We start from the raw sequence: 15024 nt of genomic DNA, 5'->3' as shown, positions 1-15024 counted from the left end.
CCCTGCTCTCGCTGCTGGAGTCGCTGCCCCCGGGAGACTTCGAGCTGGGCTGCCACCCGGGCGAGGGCCGCCCTCATGTGCCCGAGGATCCGGCGTGGACGTACGGCTGGCAGTCCGAGCTGGAGGCCCTCACGAGCCCTCGGGTGCGCGCACTCGTCGAGGTGCTGGGCGTGGAGTTGACCACCTACGCCGCGCTGTCCCCGGCCGTCGCCTCCGCCACGTAGAGGATGTGGGGCGTGGAGTAGCCCGTCCCCAATTCCACCGTCTCGCGCGGGGTGAAGCCGACCCGCCGCAGCAGGGCCTCCATCTCCTCGCGAGGCTGGAGCACCAGCGCGCCCCCAGCCTTCGTCCGGCCGAGCAGCTTCACCATCACCATCTCCTGCGCGAGGCACTTGTAGTGCTTCCAGGAGCCATTGCCCTCGGCCTCCTTCAGCAGGAGCCGCCCCCCCGGACGCAGCAGGCGCCGGGCCTGGGCGAGGAAGCCGGGCCAGCGCTCCGCCGGGAGCAGGTAGAGGACATCGCACACCACCACCGTGTCGAAGTGACCCGGAAGGCGCTCGGCGAGCGACTCCACGGTGCCCACCTCGACCTTCACGTTGGGCAGGCGCCCCGGGCCCGTCTGGGCCCACTCGATCTTCCGTGGGTCAGGATCGACCCCATGCACCTGGCGGCGGGAGTCGCCCAGGGAGATGAGGGCGGAGAGCAGCCCATGGCCGCAGCCTACGTCGGCCACGGAGCCCCCCACGGGGACGCGGGCGGCAACGGCCTCGAGCGGCGCGGAGAAGGCGCGAGCGTGGACGTGGAAGCGCTCGGCGGGGGGAAGCTGGGAGAAGACCGCGAGGGCGGCGGAGAGGGGAGCATTCATGACACGTAGGCTCCTGCGCCATAGGCGGCGGCGAGCGAGATGAGCAACACGGCGCTGGTGGCGAGCACCCCCCAGCGCAGGCGGGGCCGTTCGCGCAGCAGCAGCGCGAGGGTGAGGAAGAGCGGGAAGGAGGCGAGCAGGTAGCGACCCATGCCCATGAAGTCCTTGCTGGAGAGCGTAGGCATTCCGACCATGGCCAGGACGTAGGCACCGTAGCCCCAGCCGAGCCGCTTCGCGGTGGGCCACACCAGGGCGAGCGCCCCGAGCGAGAAGGCGGCGTGCCCTACCAGCCGCAGCCCATCGCCCACCGACATGGAGGCGTTGAAGCCCTGGAACCAGCGCACCTTGAACCAGGTGCGCCAGCCGGGCTTCTGGTCCCAGCCCGCGGCGGACTGCACCTTGGCGAAGGCGAAGGGCTCGCCGAAGGCGTGCCAGAGGTAGAGGACGTAGACGATGAGGCCGAGGGCGGCGAGCACCGGGAGCGCATCCCAGAAGCTCCACCGCTCGCCCCGCTGGCGCTTCCACTCGAGCCGCCGCACGAGCAGCCCGAACACCAGCGCGGGCGCCACCGGACGCGCGGCGGTGGCCACGGCGGCCAGCAGCACCGCGGGGACGAGCTGGCCTCGCTCGAGCAAATAGAAGGCGCCCACCACCAGCAGGAGGAAGAGCGCGTCCGAGTACATCGCCCCGTAGAGGTAGTAGGCGAAGGGGTAGAGGACGAGGAGCAGCCCCGCGTCGCGCGCCACCTCCTCGCCCTTCAGCAGGCTGGCCCAGCGGGTGAAGAGCACCACGGCGGACAGGCCACACACGAGGGTGAGCAACACACCGGCGATGAAGGTGTCCACGCCGAGCGCGCCGAGTCCTCGAATGACGACCGGATAGGCGGGGAAGAAGGCCACCGGGCTCTGCTCGCCGGGGGTGTACCAGTAGCCTCGGGTGGCGATGTCCGCGTACCAGCCCGCGTCGTAGCGCGCCCAGCCCAGCAGCAGGTGGGCATTCGGCCAGGAGAGCCGCGCCGGGCTGTAGCTCTCGGGCGAGGCCCACGAGGCCACCATCACGACGACGGTGCAGGTGAGCAGGGCGCCCAGCGCGACGAGGGTGACGGTGCGGGATGCGGAGCGGGGCATGGCGCCGGGGCATCGTCCAGAAACGCGCCAGGGTCAAGCCCCGTGGGGGCCGGGACTCGGGGCGCGGGGTCCCCTGCCCCACTCCCCTCACACGAAGCTTTCCGCCCCGCCACCGTTCACCGACAATGCCGCTCCCCCATCAGGAGAGAGCATGCCCTCCACGCTTCGCAGCCTCGTGGTGCTCGGGCTCGTCGCACTCGCCACCCAGGCGAATGCACAGGCCACGAAGCCGCAACAGCCCTACGGCGACTCCACCGAGCGCGCCGAGTACATCCGCTCGCACTACACCAAGTTCGAGTACCGCATCCCCATGCGCGACGGCACGAGGCTGTTCACGTCCGTCTACGTCCCCAACGACGCGAGCCCCGGCAAGCGCTACCCCGTCCTGCTCACGCGCACGCCCTACACCGTCGCGCCATACGGGTCGGATCGGTACGCGCGCCGGCTCGGGCCCACCGCCGAGTACGAGAAGCAGGGCTACATCTTCGCCTTCCAGGACGTGCGCGGGCAGCACATGTCCGAGGGCGAGTTCGTCAACGTGCGCCCGCAGCTCACGAAGAAGGGCGGGCCCAAGGACATCGACGAGAGCACCGACACGTACGACACCATCGAGTGGCTGGTGAAGAACGCGCCCAACAACAACGGCCGCGTGGGTCAGTGGGGCATCTCGTATCCGGGCTACTACGCCTCGGCGGGCGCCATCAACTCGCACCCGGCGCTCAAGGCGGTGTCGCCCCAGGCGCCCATCGCCGACTGGTTCTGGGACGACATGCACCGGCACGGTGCCTTCAACCTGGTGCTCGCGTTCAACTTCTTCTCGGGCTTCGGCAGGCCCCGGCCCCAGCCGACCGACAGCGAGGACTGGAAGCGCTTCGAGCACGGCACGCCGGACGGCTACCAGTTCTTCCTCGACATGGGGCCGCTGAGCAACGCGGACGCGCGCCACTTCAAGGGCGACATCGCGTTCTGGAATGACATCGTCGCGCACCCCAACTACGACGCCTTCTGGCAGTCGCGCAACCTGCTGCCTCATCTCAAGAACATCAAGGCCGCGGTGATGGTGGTGGGCGGCTGGTACGACACCGAGGATCTCTACGGGCCGCTGCGCACCTACGCCACCATCGAGAAGCAGAACCCGGGCATCTCCAACACGCTCGTCATGGGCCCCTGGCCGCACGGGGGCTGGACGCGCACGGATGGCTCCGCGCTGGGTGACGTCGAGTTCGGCTTCCAGACGAGCAACCTCTACCAGGAGCTGGAGCTCGCCTTCTTCAAGCACCACCTCAAGGGGGGCGAGAAGCCCGACCTGCCCGAGGCCCTGGTGTTCGAGACCGGCGCCAACCGCTGGCGGCGCTTCGACGCGTGGCCGCCCAAGCAGGTGCGCGAGACGCGGCTGTTCTTCCAGCCAAGGGGAGGCCTGTCGTACCTGCCACCCCAGTCCGCCGAGGAGTCCTTCGACGAGTACGTGAGCGACCCGAACAAGCCGGTGCCCTTCACTGCGGAGATCACCACGGGCTGGAGCAAGGACTACATGACGGAGGACCAGCGCTTCGCCTCGCGCCGGCCCGACGTACTCGTCTACCAGACCGAGCCGCTGGAGAAGGACCTCACGCTCGCGGGCCCGCTGGAGGCCGAGCTGTGGGTCTCCACCACCGGCACCGACGCGGACTGGGTGGTGAAGCTCGTGGACGTCAACCCGGGCAGGATGCCCGGCTTCTCGCGGCAGGACGCGGCGGAGGGCAACAAGAACCGCGGGAGCCAACAGACGCTGGTGCGCGGCGAGCCGTTCCGCGGCCGCTTCCGCGACAGCTACAGCGAGCCCAAGCCCTTCAAGCCGGGCGAGGTGACGAAGGTGCGCTTCGTCATCAACGACGTCTTCCACACCTTCAAGCGCGGGCACCGGGTGATGCTCCAGGTGCAGTCGAGCTGGTTCCCCTTCATCGACCGGAACCCGCAGACCTTCGTGCCCAACATCTTCGAGGCGAAGGAGGAGGACTTCGTGCGCGCCTTCCACCGCGTGTACCGCTCGGCGGCGCACCCGAGCTCGCTCAAGGTGGGCGTGCTGCCCGCGTCGGACGAGTGAGGCGAGCGGGAAGCAGGAGGCTCCAGCTGTCCGGAGCCCCCTGCCCTCCCGGCGTGACTACCGCGGGAAGAACGTCTTGCCCGCCTTCACCATGTCCACCAGGTGCGGGGCGGGGGTGAAGCGCTCGCCGTACTTGTCCTGGAAGTGCTCCAGGCGGCGCAGCAGCTCGGCGGGGCCGAGGCTGTCCGCGTAGCGGAAAGGGCCGCCGAGGAAGGGCGGGAAGCCCAGGCCGAAGATGGCGCCCACGTCGCCGTCGCGCGCACTGCGGAGGATGCCCTCACCCAGGCAGCGCACGGCCTCGTTCACCATCTGGAGAGCACACCGCTCGGCCATCTCGCGCGCATCGAGGTGCTTGCGGTTCTTGCCGTGCGGCAGCAGGTCGTAGACGGAGACGTCCACCTCCTTCTTCTTCTTGCCGTCGTAGGTGTAGAAGCCCTTCTTGTTCTTGCGGCCCAGGCGACCCTCGGTCACCACCTTCTCCAGGGCCTTGGGCGCGGCCATGCGCTTGCCGAAGGCGGCCTCCATGATGGGGCCCACCTTCTGGGCCACGTCGATGCCCACCTCGTCCAGCAGGGTGATGGGGCCCACGGGGAAACCGAAGTCGACGAGCGCCCTGTCCAGCTCGGCGATGTCGGCGCCATCGGCCAGCAGGTGCGCGGCCTCGTTCATGTACGGCGCGAGGATGCGCGAGGTGTAGAAGCCCGGCCCGTCGTTGACGACGATGACCGTCTTGCCCTGCCGCTTGCCAATCTCCACGCAGGTGGCCGTCACCCAGTCGGCGGTGCCCTTGTGGGTGATGATCTCCAGCAGCGGCATCTTGTTCACCGGGCTGAAGTAATGCATGCCGATGACCTGCGCGGGCCGCCGCGAGCCCTTGGCCAGCTCGGTGATGGGGATGCTGGAGGTGTTGGAGGCGAAGATGCAGTGCTCGCCCGTGACGACCTCCACCTCGCCCAGGATGCGGTGCTTGAGGGAGAGATCCTCGAAGACGGCCTCGATGACCACGTCCACGTTCTTGAAGCCCTCGTAGCCAGTGCCCCCGGTGACGAGCGCCATCTTCGTGGCCGCATCTCGCCACGTGAGCGAGCGCTTCTTCACCCGCTCATCGAAGATGCCCTGCACCTGCTTGAGGGCCCGGCCCACGCCCGCGTCGTCCTTGTCCTTCACGCGCACCGGCACGCCCTGCTGCGCCGCGGTGACGTAGGCGATGCCGCCGCCCATGAGGCCGCCGCCGAGCACGCCCACCTTCTTCACCTCGCGCGGCTTCACGTCCGCGTTGGCCGTGCCGTTCTCCTTCTTGAGCGCCGTGGTGGCGAAGAAGATCTCCACCAGCCGCTTGGAGACGTCGGACACCACCAGCTCGCCGAAGAAGCGGGCCTCGGCCTCCAGACCCGCCGTGCGGCCGGACTCCAGGCCGATGCGGATGGCCTCCAGCGCCCGCTCCGGCGCCGGGAACTTGCCGCGCGTCTTCTTCAGCAGCTGCTTGCGCGCCTGATCGAAGAGGATCTTCCGGCCCACCGGGTTGTCCTCGAGCGCGACCTCGGTCCACAGCTCCTTGTTGGCCAGCCCGAGGAGCAGCCCGCCCAGGCCGCCCTTCTTGCCCTGCTGCGCCACGCCCTTGAGGCCCTGGCCGCGGGGACGCTCCACCTTCAACATGCCCTCGGCCAGCTCGCGGGCGCGCCGCACCGCCACGCTCCGGAGGATGGGCACGGGCACCACCTCGTCCACCAGGCCCAGCTTCTTGGCCTTGGAGGGCTTCACGTTCTTGCCGGTGAGGATGAGGTCCAACGCGGCCTGCGCGCCGATGAGGGCCGGCAGCCGCTGGGTACCACCCGCGCCGGGGATGAGGCCGAGCTGTACCTCGGGCAGGCCGAGCGTCGTCTTCGGCCCATCGGTGGCGATGCGGTAGTCACAGGCGAGCGCCCACTCCAGGCCGCCGCCCAGGCACGAGCCGTTGATGGCCGCCACCACCGGCTTGGGGAACGCATCGAGCCGGTCAAAGCCCTGCTGCCCCTGGCGCGACGCCGCGGTGGCGTCCGCGGCCGTCTTGATGGTCTGGAGGAAGTCGATCTTCGCTCCGGCCACGAAGCTGTCCTTCTTGCCGGAGATGAAGACGACCGCCTTCACGGCCGGGTCCTTCTCCGCACGGGTGAGCAGGGTGGCGAACACGTCGCCCGTCTCGGGAGAGAGCGTGTTCACCGGCTCGCCCGGCTGGTCGAACACGAGGACCGCGACGTTGTCCTCGACCTGGTAGGTGAAGCCCTGCTTCGCCTCGAGCTCCTGAGCCATCATGGCAGCCATCACGCACGCTCCAGGACCACCGCGGCTCCGAGGCCACCGGCGGCGCAGACGGTGCACAGCACCGTGTTCTTGTTCTGACGCTTCAGCTCATGCAGGGCCTGGGTGACGATGCGCGCCCCCGTGGCCCCGAAGGGGTGACCGAGGGAGATGGAGCCACCCGACAGGTTGAGGCGAGTCCGATCCACCTCGCCCACCGGAGCGCTCCAGCCCGCCTTCTGGGCGAACTGCTTGGAGGCCAGCGCCTGGATGTTGCTGGCCACCTGGGCGGCGAACGCCTCGTGCATCTCCACGAGGTCGATGTCCGAGAGCTTCATCCCCGCGCGCTGCAGCGCGATGGGGGCCGCGTAGGCCGGGCCCTGGAGGAGCTGGTCTCCTGGATCCGTGGCGGCATAGGCGTGGGAGCGCAGGTAGCCGATCGGCTCCAGGCCGAGCGCCTTCGCCCGCTCCTCGCTCATCAGCAGCAGCGCGGCGGCACCGTCGGTGAGCGGCGAGGCGTTGCCCGCGGTGATGGAGCCGTACTTGCGATCGAACACGGGCTTGAGCTGGGAGAGCGCCTCCAGCGTCGTGTCCTCGCGGACGATGTTGTCCTTCTGAGACACCTTCTCGTACTTGGGCGGCACCACGACGTGCATCACCTGGGCGTCGAAGAAGCCGTCCTTCCAGGCGCGCGCGGCGTTCTGGTGCGAGGAGAGCGCGATGCGGTCCTGCTCGTCGCGGGAGATGCTGTTCTCCTTGGCCATCTTCTCCGCGCTCTCGCCCATGGTGAGGCCGGTGGAGTACTCGGCGATGGCCGGGGGCACCGGGAGCAGATCTCGCGCCTTGAGCGACTGGAAGGCCTTGAGCTTCTCCGGGAGGCTGCGCGCCTTGGAGGCGGCCACGAGCGCCTGGGCCAGCGGGCGGCTGGTGAAGATGGGGGCATCCGACATGGACTCGGTGCCGCCGGCGATGGCCACCTCCGCCTCGCCCACCGCGATGGCATTGGCCGCGGCCGTCATCGCCTGGATGGAGGTGGCGCAGGCGCGCGCCACGGTGAACGCCTCGATCTTCCGCGGCAGCCCCGCGGCCAGCACCACCTCGCGCGCGATGGACGGCGCGGTGAGCGTGGGGATGACCTGGCCGAACACCACCTGGTCGATTTCCTGGGGATCGATCTCCGCGCGCTGCACCAGCTCCTGGACCACCATGCGGCCCAGGTCCAGCGCGGTGAGCTTCGCGAAGTCGGTCCCCGCCTTCACAAACGGCGTCCGCAACCCACGGACGATTGCCACCCGGCGGTGGCCGTTTCGCTGCTTCTCGCGTGCCATGTGTGCCTCACCTTCCTGCTAGATGGGGCGCATCTAATGACCCGTGGCGCATCGCGTCAACGAGAGATTGACTCCGGAATCAACGGAGGTGAACGGTTCCCGCCGCCCTGCCTGGGCGGCAAGGTCAGGGAGCCGTGCCCGGCTGTTGGGCATCCAACTTCTCGAGGAGGAACTCCTCCAGGGGACGGAGCTCCGGAGCGGCCCACAGCGAGGACGCATCGAGCTGCTCGAGCCGCTGCACCAGGACCTCGGGGAAGGGCTCTTCCCCCGCCTGGGCGAACAGCTCGGCGAGCACGCGGTTGGGCTCGTAGCGGCCCCGAATGAGCTGCTCGAACGAGGGGCTCACCGGCAACACCGAGCGCAGCAGTTGCTCGTCCCGGAAGAGGAGAACCGCCACTTCGGGAGCGATCAACAGCAACCGCCATTCACTCGGAGACTCCACCGTGCCCAGGAGATACTCAATCAACCCGCGCTGCTCCGCCATCATGGTCGGCGAGAGCGTATGCGTGTCGGCCACCACGACCACGGGCTCTCGCTCCGAGAAGAGAATGCTCCGCCCCAGTCTCGCGGCGCTCCCCCTGCCCTCAGCCGCCTGAATCCGGATTCCCCGATCGCGCAAGCGGGGATGACTATTCACCAGGCGCCTCATGAGCTTTCCCGCCACGAGTCCCGAGGTCACGATGAACGCACTCATCAGAGGTCACTCCTCTTCACCAGTTTCAAGTCGGCGAATCCCGTCTCCACCGCATGCCGTAGCTTCTTCCTCATGCCCTCGAGGAGCCGCTGCCCTCGGAGTGCCAGATCGATCTCCGCCCCTTCCCACAGCAACACATCTGGAGGAGGCAGCATCTCCATCAGCGTGGACGCGGATTCCGAGATTTCACCCGAGCAGAACAACGCGCCAAGGATGGTCCGCGGCCGACGCAGGAGCTGCGACTTCAGCTTGACGATGGCAACAGCATCTACCGGTCTGGTTGCATCCTTGCACTCTACCAGACAGGACACCCCATCGAAATAGAGCACTCCATCGATCTGTTCGAGGAGCACACTCTTCCGGTAGACCCGGTACGGCCAGGTCACCTCGGCGCCTTCCAACTGAAACGCCCTCAGGAGTAGGTACTCCAGCAGTACACCGGGGGGCCACTCGGCGGGCGTGATGCCCACCCGAAAGCCACTCCACAGCGCCACCAGCTCTTCATGTCCGAGCGCGAGCACCCGACGTTGGTACTCGCCGCCCCTGCCCTCGTCCGCCACGGCCCCCGTCCCCTTCCCCGACCCTCCACACCACCCTACCGGGAGCCTCTGACATCCCCGGGTGACTCACGGGGTTGACGTCATCAGGCGCCCTGGCGGAGCGCGGCGCCGTGCTTGTGGACGGCGTCCACGAAGAACTTCGCGGCGTCCGGATCCGTGGGCGGAAGGATGCCGTGGCCCAGGTTGCAGATGTGCCCCACCGGGCCGGCACGGCGGAGGATGTCCACCACGCGCTGCTCCAGCTCCTCGCGCGGCAGGAAGAGGTGGAGCGGATCCAGGTTGCCCTGCACCGCCACATCGGGGCCGAGGATGCGCCGGGCCTCGTCGATCGGCGTGCGCCAGTCCTGGCCAATGACGTCCGCACCCGTGCGCTTGAGCAGCGGCAGGTGGTTGGACATGCCGGTGCCGAAGACGATGACGGGCACGCCCTTGGCCTGCACCTCCTTCACCATCCGCGTGAGGTACGGAAGGCAGAAGCGCTCGTAGTCCCAGGGCGACAGCTCGCCGCCCCACGAGTCGAAGATCTGCACGATGCTCGCGCCGGCCTCCACCTGCATCAGCAGGTAGGGGATGAGCGTGCTCGTCAGCTTCTCGAAGAGGGTGTGGGCCAGCTTGGGCTGCTCGAAGAGGAGCCGTTTGATCTGGATGTAGCTCTTGGAGCCGCCACCCTCGACCATGTACGCGGCGAGCGTGAAGGGCGCGCCAGAGAAGCCGATGACGGGCACCGAGTCATTGAGCTCCTTCCGGGTGCGGCGGATGGCCTCGGCGACAAAGCCGGTGCCCTGGACGGGGTCGGGCACGCCCAGGCGCTCGATGTCGGCGGCGGTGCGGACGGGGTTGGGAAAGTGGGGGCCCTTGTCACCGAGCTCCAGCTCGATGCCCATGGCCTCCACGGGGATGAGGATGTCCGAGAAGATGATGGCGGCATCCACACCCAGCCGAGTGATGGGCTGGACCGTCACCTCCGCGGCCAGGTCCGGGTTCTTGCACAGGTCGAGGAAGCCGATGGTGCCGCGAATGGCTCGGTACTCGGGGAGGTAGCGGCCGGCCTGACGCATGAGCCACACGGGCGTGGTGTCGGTGGGCTGGCGGCGAGCGGCGCGGAGGAGGCGATCGTTCAAGGGCTGGGCTCCGTGAGTGCCCCCTCTCGGAGAGGGCTGCGGTGGGGTTGTGTCCGGTGGAGTCTTCCGGGTCAACGTTCTTTCCTGTGGCCCTCCGGTGCTCGGACGGAGCCGCCCGTGCGCCGGACACCAACCGACCGAGCGGCATGCGCGGGAAAGCGTGGCGAAATGCCCCGGCCCCCGCAAACGTATGCTTGACAGTGATGGGCATGGCCGATACAAGGCCGCCCCGTCGCAACGCGGTGACGCAAGCGAGGGGCGGATAGCTCAGCGGTAGAGCGTCGCCCTTACAAGGCGAGGGTCACAGGTTCAATCCCTGTTCCGCCCAAGCAGCAGTCGTGGTAGAGGCAAAGCAGTGTCGTGGGGAGTTAGTTCAGTTGGTTAGAACGCCGGCCTGTCACGCCGGAGGCCACGGGTTCAAGTCCCGTACTCCTCGCCAATAGAAGGGCCCGGAATCGCAAGGTTCCGGGCCCTTCGCCTTTTCTCCCCCTGTCCTCGTCTCCACGGGCTCCCTTTCAAGGAGGAGGCGGCATGCAGGTACCGACGCTGGAGACAGAGCGACTGCGGATCCGCGCCCTGGAGCCGGGCGACCTGGAGGCATGCCATCGGCTCTTCATGGACATCGGCTGGGCCGACCCCAAGCGGAGTGAGGAGGAGAACCGGGAGCAGCGCCGCCAGTGGCTGGAGTGGACCCTCCGGAATTATGAGCAGCTGGCGCTGATGTACCAGCCGCCCTACGGTGACCGCGCGGTGGTGCTCAAGGACAGCGGGCGCTTCGCGGGGCTGGTGGGGCTCGTGCCGATGCTGGCCCCGTTCGGCCAGCTTCCCAGCTTCGGCCGGGTGGAGGGCGCGCGGTTCTCGCCCGAGGTCGGTCTCTTCTGGGCCATCTCACCGTCCCTCCAGCGAAAGGGGTACGCCACCGAGGCCGCTCGGGCCCTGGTGCAGTACGCCCTGGGGGCCTTGCGGTTGGGCCGGATCCTCGCGGGCACCGAGCGCGCCAACAGCGCCTCTCTGGAGGTGATGCGTCACCTGGGAATGCGCCTCGAGGAGAACCCCTTCCCGGAGCCCTCCTGGTTCCAGGTTACCGGGATCCTCGAAGCCGCTCCTGACTCGGCAAGGCCGCCAACGAAGCACTCAGCACTCCGCTAGCGGCCTTGTCGGCCTTCACCACCGACTACTCCGGCCGGGTGATCTCCCCCGGGCAGCTGGTCCCATCCGCGGTGCGCCGGAGGGTGGTGCGGTACTTGCTCCACCCCGCGGTCGCCGCGCCGTCACACTGGTCGGAGCGGACGTGCTCGAAGCCCTCGCACTGGAAGGTGGAGCCGTTGCCTCCCTGTGACTGGCAGGTCAGCACCAGGTCGGAGAGCTTGCGGCACAAGCCCCCGGTCGTTTCAGGCGCCAGCGTGCCATAGAGGATGAAACTGCCGGTCGCCAGCGTCCCCCTGGTGCTCGCGTAGAACGGCTGGTACTCGGACGGGAGGTTGGCGCTGGCCGACGCCAGTTGGAGCCCGTACCGCGCCGGGTGCTGCTGCGCGCAGACCCGGTAGTCACCGCTGCAACTGCCCGCCGAGCCGCCGGTGTCGGTCTCGTTGACCTTGCAGTTCTCGAACACCCAGCGGCCGGAGAGGCTGAAGTCGGTGCTGGTCTCGGTGGGACACGAGAGGTGCGCGCAGGCCTCCGAGTGCTGGAGCAAGGCGGGGGTGAGGTAGCCGGAGTCACCGCAGCCGACGGAAGCGGTGATGAGGACGAGCGAGGAGGTGAGTCTGAAGAAGAGGCGATTCATGGACGCTCCGAAGGCGCTTAGAAGCGATAGCGAAGTTGCAACGACAGGCTCGGTCCCTGCGGCGCGAAGCCGCCCACCGAGACCGGCCAGGTCAAGAGAATGCGCGGCTCGAAGCCCCACGAGAGCGTCTCGGCGCCCAGACCGATGGTGGGCTCCAGGTACGTATAGTTGATGCTCTCTCCGTACTGGGTCGTATGGGTCACGCGCAGGTGCGCTCCGAACTCGAGAAACGGGTTCGCGAAGTAGCCGCTCGCGGTGAACACCGAGAGGGCCAGTCCCGCGCGCCCGCTCAGTGCGAGCCCGTAGTCGAAGAAAGGGTTGAGCCCGGCGTCGAAGACGAAATCCACCGCGGTGGGGCCGTTATCGCCGAGGCGGTATGCGAGGTGCCCGTCGAACCCGAAGCCCGGCAGCGCATTGAAGGTGACACCGAGGCCCAATGCCAGCGGGTGGCCCTTGGTGTTGACGGGCACCTGGCTGTCGAGTGGCTCCTGCTTGAGCAGATCGACCCCGAAGACCTTGAACGACTGCGGAGTCTGCGGCTCCGCGGCCGTGGCGCGGGATGGCTTGGGAGAGGGAGCAGCCGTCGCCGCCGGAGCGGAGGTCGAGGGCACGTCGGCCGCGGTCTTGTTCGGCACCGCCGGGGCCGCGCTGGGGGGCGGCGTCGGCGGCGTCGACGTCGGAGCTGCTTCCGTCGGCTTGGGCTCCGTCGGAGTGGGCTCCGCCGGCACAGCAAGAGGTGCGGGCGCGGTGTTGGGCTCGGTCAGCGCTGGCGCAGTGGTATTCGCGTCAGGGGGCGGAGTCTGGCCGGCGGAGAGCGCGAGGATGAGAGTGAATGAGGCGAGCATGGTTTCTCCAGAACTCACTGGTAGAGGCGACCGAGGCTCGACTGGAGCAGCTCGGCGGCGGTGGCATCGAGGTTCTCGACCAGTTCGATGGCGACGAGCTGCAACACCTGCTCATACGCGGCCTGGGCGCTCTCGCACTCACGACTCTTCTGGTCCCAGCGCTCGATGTACGAGTACGGCTCTCCGGCGGGCGCACCGCGCATGAAGCTGGTCTGCTCTGTCTTCCGGACAGGTATCAGCTCCGCCGCGGGCACCGAGCGGCGCAGCTCCTGGGTGATCTTCGGCGTCCGTCGCTCGTGGATGCGGGCGATGATCCGTCCGTCGCGAATGCTCACCACCTCGGCGCTGAAGAAGATCGCCGGCAGCGAGAACTCGGCCGCCGGGCACACGGACGCCTCGTCTGGGGAGCGACGCTGGCGGTACTCGAGTTCGCCGGTGGTTGGATTGCGCACGGCGACCACGCTGAGCCGCGAGCTGGACACCCCGAACTGCCGCACCGCGAGAGCCGCGGTCGGCAGCTCCTCGCCGTTCAGTTCCTCCTTGGAGAGCTTCTTCGAGAGCAGCATCAGCCGCTCGACCCAGGTGGCCTGGTCCCGTGCGTCCACCGGGCCGAGGGCACCCCACCAGCGGCGCGTCACCACCGGGGCGATCACCGTGGACTTCCGCTTCCCGAGAAAGTCCAGCAGCATCGAGGAGAGCTTGATCGAGATCGGCTCACCGAGCGCATCGCCCTGTTGAGGCACATCCCCCGCGTTGGGACCGATCGCGGGACCGACCGTCCGCGGCTCCGCCAGCGAACTGCGGGAGGGCTCGAACACCAGATTCGGCCCGAGCAGCACCCGCCGCATCGAGTTCGGGTCTCGCTCGAGGAACACCGAGTACGACTGCACGTTCTGCTCGAACAGCGGCCTGAAGTCCACCGACCGCGTTATCGGGCCGGTCGGCTTCGGGGCGTCCGGAATCCGCGCCCGGGTCTGAACACAGCCGCTGCCGATGCAGAGCACCAGCGCACCTACCGCCATTCGCAACATTCTTTGTCGCCCTCCTCGATACCTCAGTTGAAAAATCGCACTCGAACATCGTCGAGGTGTCAGCGGCTTCGCGCAGCCGCACGGAGGACAGGTGCGGCGCTCGCGCACCGCGCCCCTCTCCTCTCGTCTCGTGGTGACCCTGTTGCTTCAGGAGCGAGTCTTGACAGCCCACGTCAGCGCGGCGCGGGACGGCTCAGCGGCCAGAGACTCGGGAGGCACAGATCCGACGAAGGAAGCCGAACCGCGCCGCGAACAACCCACCACCGCGAGCAGCGATCCCCCGCAGCGCAACAAACCCGACCCCTGCATCTCACTCTCCAGCCAATAAATCGTCGGAAAATTCACTATTCGTGAATTTTTCACTTGCTTTTCGCGGCGGGGAATTAACACGGCGCTTGCCTGGAGTGCAACTCGGCAAGCCCGGTCTGGTGCGGAGGCACGAGGGACCGCGGACGCATCAGAGGAAGGGGGCCCTGGATCAGGGCGCGGGTTCCACCTGCTCTCGCTTGCGCTGGGCCTCCTCGATCTTCTTCACGTCCTCCTGGAGCTGATTGAGGAGCTGCGCGGGGTTCTTGGACTGGGGGTCCAATCCCTTGCTCCGCAGGAGAGCCTTCAACTCCTCGGTCTTGCCCGCCCCGGAGGCCACGGGGGTCTCCGGCTCGGACTCGGAAGAACTCGCCTCCCCTCCCCCGCTGGGGCTGCTCGCGGGAAGGATGCCAACCTCGGCCTCCACCGGTACCGCCCGGGCGCGGTAGCGCTCGGGAATCTCCCGGGTCGAGCCCACGAAGTGACTCGTTCCCTTCTCATCCTCGTACCGGTGCATGACCGCGGTGGGGGCGATGGGCTCTTGCTTGGATACAGCCGGGAAGCCCTCGCCATCGAACCCCAGACGGAACGAGCGTCCGTCCGCGCTCTCCAGCTCCAGCTCCGTCCCACTGAAGGTGTAGCGCGGGGGCTCGCCCGAGAGGCCCGCCTGGCCCTTCACCCAGGCGAAGTGGGCGGAGGGCGCCTGCGCCCACGCTGGAGCGCTGACGAAAGCCCCGGCCGTCATGCCCGTCACGCGCAAGCCATGCTCGTAGAGCGTGGCCACCTCCACGTCCTTCCAGTTTCCCTGGAGGGACTCCGGGAGCGGCTCGAGCACGAGCACCCGCTTCCCGTCCGGGGAGACGTACTTCAGCTGCTCCCGCGTCGCGATGCAGGTGTCCCACTGCCACACCACGCTCGGCTCAGCAAACAGCGGCGACACCGTCGAGACGATGGTGCACCGGAGCTCCTTCCCCTTCCGGATCGCCGTCTGCCGGACCTCCGCG

Annotated in this window: 13 protein-coding genes, 2 tRNA genes and 1 pseudogene; 5 read left to right on the top strand and 11 right to left on the bottom strand. The window is 68.3% G+C overall.

Annotated elements, in window-relative coordinates; translation table 11 throughout:
• Positions 1 to 224, top strand: a pseudogene (locus VF697_RS40670) (hypothetical protein); the annotation flags it as partial.
• Here the strand turns inward: VF697_RS40670 and VF697_RS40665 are convergent.
• Positions 185 to 865, bottom strand: a complete 681-nt coding sequence (locus VF697_RS40665; protein WP_331103765.1) for a class I SAM-dependent methyltransferase — start codon at positions 863 to 865, stop codon at positions 185 to 187. The pseudogene VF697_RS40670 and the gene VF697_RS40665 sit on opposite strands and share 40 nt — an antisense overlap.
• Positions 862 to 1992, bottom strand: coding sequence for a mannosyltransferase family protein (locus VF697_RS40660; RefSeq protein WP_331103763.1), 1131 nt, complete (start codon positions 1990 to 1992; stop codon positions 862 to 864). Before VF697_RS40660 ends, VF697_RS40665 begins: the two co-directional genes overlap by 4 nt.
• A 151-nt stretch (positions 1993 to 2143) precedes the next feature.
• On the opposite strand from VF697_RS40660, the gene VF697_RS40655 reads away from it, so the two are divergent.
• The gene (locus tag VF697_RS40655; RefSeq protein ID WP_331103761.1) at positions 2144 to 4075 is read left to right on the top strand and encodes a CocE/NonD family hydrolase; all 1932 of its coding nucleotides are present in this window, start codon (positions 2144 to 2146) and stop codon (positions 4073 to 4075) included.
• A 57-nt stretch (positions 4076 to 4132) separates the two neighbouring features.
• On the opposite strand, the gene fadJ is transcribed toward VF697_RS40655, so the two are convergent.
• The 5 genes from fadJ to hemE form a co-directional block, all read right to left on the bottom strand.
• Positions 4133 to 6376, bottom strand: coding sequence for a fatty acid oxidation complex subunit alpha FadJ (fadJ, locus tag VF697_RS40650; RefSeq protein ID WP_331103758.1), 2244 nt, complete (start codon positions 6374 to 6376; stop codon positions 4133 to 4135).
• Positions 6376 to 7680, bottom strand: coding sequence for an acetyl-CoA C-acyltransferase FadI (gene fadI / locus VF697_RS40645; RefSeq protein ID WP_331103756.1), 1305 nt, complete (start codon positions 7678 to 7680; stop codon positions 6376 to 6378). Before fadI ends, fadJ begins: the two co-directional genes overlap by 1 nt.
• Positions 7681 to 7804: 124 nt before the next feature.
• The gene (locus tag VF697_RS40640; RefSeq protein WP_331103754.1) at positions 7805 to 8197 is read right to left on the bottom strand and encodes a hypothetical protein; all 393 of its coding nucleotides are present in this window, start codon (positions 8195 to 8197) and stop codon (positions 7805 to 7807) included.
• Between the two features lie 176 nt (positions 8198 to 8373).
• Positions 8374 to 8934 carry a hypothetical protein gene (locus tag VF697_RS40635; RefSeq protein ID WP_331103752.1) on the bottom strand — a complete coding sequence of 187 codons (561 nt, stop codon included), beginning with the start codon at positions 8932 to 8934 and terminating at the stop codon, positions 8374 to 8376.
• 83 nt (positions 8935 to 9017) lie between these two features.
• Positions 9018 to 10055, bottom strand: a complete 1038-nt coding sequence (gene hemE / locus VF697_RS40630; protein ID WP_331103750.1) for a uroporphyrinogen decarboxylase — start codon at positions 10053 to 10055, stop codon at positions 9018 to 9020.
• A gap of 256 nt (positions 10056 to 10311) precedes the next feature.
• On the opposite strand from hemE, the gene VF697_RS40625 reads away from it, so the two are divergent.
• From VF697_RS40625 to VF697_RS40615, 3 genes are all read left to right on the top strand, one after another.
• Positions 10312 to 10383 (top strand) — tRNA-Val (locus tag VF697_RS40625).
• A 34-nt stretch (positions 10384 to 10417) separates the two neighbouring features.
• Positions 10418 to 10494 (top strand) — tRNA-Asp (locus VF697_RS40620).
• A gap of 92 nt (positions 10495 to 10586) precedes the next feature.
• Positions 10587 to 11204: a GNAT family N-acetyltransferase gene (locus VF697_RS40615; RefSeq protein WP_331103748.1), complete on the top strand. Its 618-nt coding sequence runs from the start codon at positions 10587 to 10589 to the stop codon at positions 11202 to 11204.
• A gap of 25 nt (positions 11205 to 11229) precedes the next feature.
• Here VF697_RS40615 and VF697_RS40610 read toward each other — a convergent pair whose 3' ends face one another.
• From VF697_RS40610 to VF697_RS40595, 4 genes are all read right to left on the bottom strand, one after another.
• Positions 11230 to 11838, bottom strand: a complete 609-nt coding sequence (locus VF697_RS40610) for a hypothetical protein (protein WP_331103746.1) — start codon at positions 11836 to 11838, stop codon at positions 11230 to 11232.
• A 17-nt stretch (positions 11839 to 11855) separates the two neighbouring features.
• A complete protein-coding gene (locus VF697_RS40605; protein ID WP_331103744.1) occupies positions 11856 to 12683 on the bottom strand; it encodes a hypothetical protein in 828 nt (275 codons plus the stop codon).
• Between the two features lie 14 nt (positions 12684 to 12697).
• Positions 12698 to 13714, bottom strand: a complete 1017-nt coding sequence (locus tag VF697_RS40600) for a hypothetical protein (protein ID WP_331103742.1) — start codon at positions 13712 to 13714, stop codon at positions 12698 to 12700.
• Between the two features lie 478 nt (positions 13715 to 14192).
• On the bottom strand, positions 14193 to 15024 hold an 832-nt coding region (locus VF697_RS40595), incomplete at its 5' end, for a hypothetical protein (RefSeq protein ID WP_331103741.1).

Origin of the sequence: Archangium sp. (genome assembly GCF_036388035.1) — a bacterium.
GTDB lineage: Bacteria > Myxococcota > Myxococcia > Myxococcales > Myxococcaceae > Archangium.
The sequence above is the reverse complement of the archived record's forward strand: the minus strand, read 5'-3'. Positions and strand labels throughout refer to the sequence as shown.

Bases quoted from the DNA above. Each gene is read 5' to 3' on its own strand.
- VF697_RS40665 (WP_331103765.1), bottom strand. From the start codon at position 865: ATGAATGCTCCCCTCTCCGCCGCCCTCGCGGTCTTCTCCCAGCTTCCC.
- VF697_RS40660 (WP_331103763.1), bottom strand. From the start codon at position 1,992: ATGCCCCGCTCCGCATCCCGCACCGTCACCCTCGTCGCGCTGGGCGCC.
- VF697_RS40655 (WP_331103761.1), top strand. From the start codon at position 2,144: ATGCCCTCCACGCTTCGCAGCCTCGTGGTGCTCGGGCTCGTCGCACTC.
- fadJ (WP_331103758.1), bottom strand. From the start codon at position 6,376: ATGGCTGCCATGATGGCTCAGGAGCTCGAGGCGAAGCAGGGCTTCACC.
- fadI (WP_331103756.1), bottom strand. From the start codon at position 7,680: ATGGCACGCGAGAAGCAGCGAAACGGCCACCGCCGGGTGGCAATCGTC.
- VF697_RS40615 (WP_331103748.1), top strand. From the start codon at position 10,587: ATGCAGGTACCGACGCTGGAGACAGAGCGACTGCGGATCCGCGCCCTG.
- VF697_RS40610 (WP_331103746.1), bottom strand. From the start codon at position 11,838: ATGAATCGCCTCTTCTTCAGACTCACCTCCTCGCTCGTCCTCATCACC.
- VF697_RS40605 (WP_331103744.1), bottom strand. From the start codon at position 12,683: ATGCTCGCCTCATTCACTCTCATCCTCGCGCTCTCCGCCGGCCAGACT.
- VF697_RS40600 (WP_331103742.1), bottom strand. From the start codon at position 13,714: ATGTTGCGAATGGCGGTAGGTGCGCTGGTGCTCTGCATCGGCAGCGGC.